The 3,964-nt window shown below is 63.5% G+C and carries 2 protein-coding genes; both read left to right on the top strand.

Going from position 1 to position 3,964, the window contains the following annotated elements; all coding sequences use genetic code 11:
* Positions 1 to 196 precede the first annotated feature (196 nt).
* On the top strand, positions 197 to 1,360 hold the full coding sequence (gene nosP / locus OC610_RS22590; RefSeq protein WP_264430911.1) for a nitric oxide-sensing protein NosP: 1,164 nt from the start codon (positions 197 to 199) through the stop codon (positions 1,358 to 1,360).
* On the top strand, positions 1,290 to 3,926 hold the full coding sequence (gene nahK / locus OC610_RS22585) for a hybrid sensor histidine kinase/response regulator NahK/ErcS' (RefSeq protein ID WP_264430909.1): 2,637 nt from the start codon (positions 1,290 to 1,292) through the stop codon (positions 3,924 to 3,926). Before nosP ends, nahK begins: the two co-directional genes overlap by 71 nt.
* Positions 3,927 to 3,964: the final 38 nt, after the last annotated feature.

Genomic DNA, 3,964 nt, shown 5'->3' with positions numbered 1-3,964 from the left:
GGGGGCAAGCGCCCTTGCCAGAAGTGTTCTCGTACAAGCTCTATGAATTCCCTGTCGGCCCCGACCGTGCGCATCGCGGCCGGGGCCGACACGGTTCTCCTCCCATGGAAGCGTCCACCCGCTACCCAAGTAGCATTCGTGGGCCGGGCGCGGATTCGTACACTCAAGGCTCTATCACGCACCGTCGGAGGCGCAGATGCAGCAGGCCCAGAGCGAGGGTGTGGTCAGCGCCATGTCCCAGGCAACGGACGTCGAGCAAGTGGCCCAGGAACTGGCGCGCCAGTTGCTGCACCCGTACCTGGGGTTCGTGCTGTTTTTCTGTTCCGCCGAATACGACTTGCCAGCCCTGGCCCAGGCGCTGTCCCGGAGCTTTGGCGGGATTCGCCTGGTGGGCTGCACCAGCGCCGGGGAAATCACCCCGCAAGGCTACGGCCGCAATTGCGTGACGGCGGTGGGTTTTGACCACCGGCATTTTTCCATCGCCGCCGAACTGATCGGAGAAATGGAACACTTCAGCCTGATCGACGCCCAGCAGATGGTCGAGCGCCTGGCGAGCGGTTGTCGCAGCAATGCCTTGGCGCCGATCAAGGGCCACAGTTTCGCCTTGACCTTGCTGGATGGCCTGTCCAGCCGTGAGGAAATGGTGCTGGCAGCCTTGAGCGCCGCCCTGGGGGACATCCCGCATTTCGGCGGTTCGGCCGGCGATGACAACTACCTGACCCACACCCACGTCTACTTCGAAGGCCAGTTTCACAGCGGCGCAGCGGTGGTGGTGTTGATCAATACCTGGCTGGAATTCGAGGTGTTCACCACCCACCACATCCTGCCCCGGCAAGAGAAACTGGTGGTGACCGGCGCCGACAGCGCCTCGCGGCGGGTCTACGAGCTCAACGCCGAGCCTGCCGCCGAGGAGTATGCGCGGCACATCGGCGTGCCCGTGAGCGCGCTGGATTATCGAGTTTTCGCCGCGCACCCCTTGGCGGTGCGGATCAACGACCAGTACTACGTCCGAGCGATCCAGCAGGTCCATCCGGACCTGAGCCTGAGTTTTTATTGTGCGGTGGAGAACGGCATCGTCCTGACCGCCATGGATCCGGGGCCTTTGCTGCACAACCTGCAAGACCTGTTCGACGGCTTGCAGGCGCGCCTCGGCGATCTGTTGCTGACAATCGGCTGTGACTGTTTCCTCCGGCGCCTGGAGCTGGAAGGGCGCGACGGCCTGGAGCAGATCGGCCAATTCCTGCGTGAACATCGGGTGATGGGGTTCAACACCTATGGAGAACAGTTCAATGGCATGCACATCAACCAGACGTTCACCGGAGTTGCCATTGCCCGTCATCGCGTCCCAGGACATCGCTGAGCTGCAGGCGCAGCTCGCCGCCCTGCAGCATGAAAACCACAAGCTGCGGCGCATCAACGACGCACTGATCGAACGGGTGGAGTCCGGCGTGACCCGCGGCAACGATCCGTACGCGGCTTTCCAGCATTCGGTGGTGTTGGCCGAGCAGGTCCGCGAGCGCACCGACGCCTTGAACCAGGCCATGGCCGAGTTGAAGGCAGGCAACCATTTGCTCGGCGAAGCGCGGTTGCGGGCGGAAACGGCCCATCGGCATTTGATCGACGCGATCGAGAGCATTTCCGATGCCTTCGTGCTGTTCGACGCGCAACAACGCATCGTCCTGTTCAATAGCCGTTTCAAGGCGTTCTGGGCCCACAGCCGGGTGCGGATCATCGCGGGGATGCGCCTTGCCGAGGTCAAGCGCCTGATGACCGCCAACGGCTTGTTCAGCGAAGAAACCCGCGGCCAGCCCGACGAACCGGTGTTGTACCGCTTGCAGAACGGGCGCTGGCTGCAAGTCAGCGAACGGCCGACCCAGGAAGGCGGACGGGTGATCCTCTTCACCGACATCACCGACGTCAAACTCAGCGAAACCGTACGCCGCGAACAGGCCATCGCGCAGAAATCCCATCTGTTGCAGCGCGCCGTGGACAACCTGTCCCAGGGCGTGGCGATGGTCAACGCCCAAGGCGTGCTGGAACTGTGGAACCGGCGTTTCCTGGAACTCAGCGGCCTGGCGCCGGTGGCGGCCCATCGGCCGTTCAACGAGGTGATTGGCGACAGTGAATTGCAACTGCTGACACCGGCCAGTCGCGATGGCAATGGCCGGCTGATCCAGGAATGCGAGCAGCGCCTCTCTGATGGCCGGGTCCTGGAGATCCGCACCCATCCGCTGCCTACTGGCGGCTACGTCAACACCTTCACCGACATCACCGAGCGCTACCAGCACGCCGAGGCATTGAGCGAAAGCGAGCGCTGGATCCGCCTGATCACCGACCACGTGCCGGCGCTGATCGCCTACCTCAATGCCGACCTGGTCTATGAGTTCACCAACAAGGTCTACGAGCAATGGTATTGCTGGCCCCGCGGCGTGATGCTCGGCCAGAGCCTGCGCGAAGCCCACAGCGAACAGCATTACCAGCGCCTGGAGGCCTACGTGGCCCGGGCGTTGGCCGGCGAGAGCGTGACGTTCGAATTCGCCGAGACCAACATCAACAACCAGGAGCGCTACATGCTGCGCTCCTATGTGCCCAACGTGCTGGCCAACGGCGAGGTGGTGGGCATCTTCGTGCTGATCCGCGACATCACCGAGCGCCGTCGCACCGCCGAGGCGTTGCACCAGGCCTATCAGAACCTGGAGCAGCGGGTGCAGGAGCGCACCGCCGAACTGACCACCCTCAACGACCAGTTGCTGCGCGAAATCGACGAGCGCAGCCGGGTGGAACTGCGCCTGCGCGAAGCCAAGCGCGAGGCTGAGCGGGCCAACCTGTCGAAAACCAAATTCCTCGCGGCGGTCAGCCATGACCTGCTGCAACCCTTGAACGCGGCGCGGCTGTTCACCAGCGCCTTGCTCGAACGCCGCGAGCCGGTGGCGAACGCGCACTTGGTGCGCAACGTGAGCAATTCGCTGCAGGACGTGGAAAACCTCTTGGGCACCCTGGTGGATATATCCAAGCTCGATGCCGGCGTGATCAAGGCTGACGTCGCGCCGTTCGCCTTGTGCGAATTGCTCGACAACCTGGCAGCCGAATATCGCCAAGTGGCGCGCAGCGAGGGCCTTGAGTTGCGATTTGTACCTTGCTCTGTGCTGGTGCGCAGCGACATCCAACTGTTGGCGCGGATCCTGCGCAACCTGCTGAGCAACGCGCTGCGCTATACCCCGGACGGACGGGTGCTGCTGGGGTGCCGGCGCCAGGGCAATCGGGTGTCGATTGAAGTGTGGGATTCCGGCATCGGCATCGCCCAGGATCGCCTGGAGGAGATTTTCCAGGAATTCAAGCGCGGCGACGTCCAGCGGCCGGATCAGGACCGAGGCTTGGGCCTGGGGTTGGCGATTGTCGAGAAAATCGCCGGGATCCTCGGGCATCGGATCCAGGTTCGCTCATGGCCGGGCAAAGGCTCGGTATTTGCCATCGAAGTCCCCCTTAGCGCCACTGCGCCCAAACCGCTGCCATGCCTGGACATGAGCGAGCCGATGCTCGAACGGCTGCGCGGGGCGCGGGTCTGGGTGCTGGATAACGATGCGGCGATCTGCGCCGGCATGCGTACTTTGCTGGAGGGTTGGGGCTGCCGGGTGGTGACGGCATTGTCGGAACAGGACCTCGCGCGGCAGGTGGACGATTATCGTGCCGACGCGGACCTGTTGATTGCCGACTACCACCTGGATCACGACCAGAACGGCGTCGATGCCGTGGCGCGGATCAACGCCTGCCGAACCTCACCGATTCCCGCGATGATGATCACCGCCAACTACAGCAACGAACTCAAGCAGCAGATCCGCGAGCTCGGCCACACGCTGATGCACAAGCCGGTGCGGCCGATGAAGTTGAAGATTGCGATGAGTCACTTGCTGGGCCAAACCCTGTAGAAGCCCCGTAGAAGCCGCGAGCTGCGTAGGAGCTGCGT

Origin of the sequence: Pseudomonas agronomica, assembly GCF_025917275.1 — a bacterium.
GTDB classification, from domain to species: Bacteria; Pseudomonadota; Gammaproteobacteria; order Pseudomonadales; family Pseudomonadaceae; genus Aquipseudomonas; species Aquipseudomonas agronomica.
Note: the sequence above shows the minus strand (reverse complement) of the source record. Positions and strands in the feature narration are given on the sequence as shown.